The following is a 1,148-nucleotide window of genomic DNA, read 5'->3' as shown; positions in this document are numbered from 1 at the left end:
TGCTCGCCCCGGCCGAGCACCCGCCGTACGGAGTCCGGCGCCTCTGGCACGCCGCACAGCTCGCGCTCGCCGTACGGGCCGCGGCCGAGGTCCCCGCACTCCTGGGCGGCCCCGGCAGGACCCCCGACTTTCCGTACGCCCTGCTGCCCGCCCTCGCCACCGCCCTGGTCCTCTGTCTGGCCCTGACCGCGCTGGACGGCGCCGTACGGGCCACCGCCGAGCGGCTGCCCGCCCGCACCTCGGGCGGCGCGCTGCTGCGCTCACTGGCCCCGCACACCGTGCACGGGCTGGCCGCGCTGATGATGGCGGTCCTGTGGCGCAGCCCCTACGGCCCGCCGGCCTCCCTGTTCGTGCTGCTGCCCATGTCCATCTCCAGCTGGGTCTTCGCGCAGTACCACCGCGAGCGCGCCGCCCACCGGGCGACGATCCGGGCCCTGGTCCAGGCCGTCGACATCAAGGACCAGTACACCCGTGGTCACAGCGAACGCGTCGGCCAGGCGTCCGCGATGATCGCCGGCGAGCTGGGCATGGCCGGTGACCGTCTCGAGGCGCTGCGCTTCGCCGGGATCCTGCACGACGTGGGGAAGCTCGGGGTGCCCACACGGCTGCTCAGGAAGGACGGGCCGCTGACCCCGGACGAGCGCCGCGTCATCGAGCTGCACCCCGAATACGGGCACGAGATGGTCCGCGGCATCGGCTTCCTCGGCGAGGCCAGGGCCGCGATCCTGCACCACCACGAACGGCTCGACGGCTCCGGTTACCCGTACGGGCTCTCCGGGGCACAGATCCCCGAGTTCGCCCGGGTCGTCGCGATCGCCGACGCCTTCGACGCCATGACCTCCACCCGCTCCTACCGCCGGGCCAGACCCGTCGACGCCGCCCTGCGGGAGCTGCTGCGGTGCGCGGGCACCCAGTTCGACCCGCTGATGGTCCAGGCGTTCGTACGGGCGCTCGCCCGGCACGGCTGGCGCCCCGCCGTCACCGCCGACGAACCGGACGCCCGCCGGTCGGGCCCGGCCCAGCCGGGTGCGGCCCAGCACGATGCGTCCCAGTCGGGTAGAGCCCACCCAGGCACGGCTCAGTCCGGCACCTCCCAGCCGGGTACAGCGCACCGGGGCGCAGCCCCGCACGGCCCGGCCCACCCGGAC

The 1,148-nt window shown here is 75.2% G+C and carries 1 protein-coding gene; it reads left to right on the top strand.

Going from position 1 to position 1,148, the window contains the following annotated elements:
- Window positions 1-1,148, top strand: a 1,148-nt coding sequence (locus G3I19_RS36560; RefSeq protein WP_164267954.1) for an HD-GYP domain-containing protein, incomplete at both ends; no start/stop codon positions are given.

The organism is Streptomyces sp. SID10853 (assembly GCF_010548145.1).
In the GTDB taxonomy this organism is placed as follows: domain Bacteria; phylum Actinomycetota; class Actinomycetes; order Streptomycetales; family Streptomycetaceae; genus Streptomyces.
Note: the sequence above shows the minus strand (reverse complement) of the source record. Positions and strands in the feature narration are given on the sequence as shown.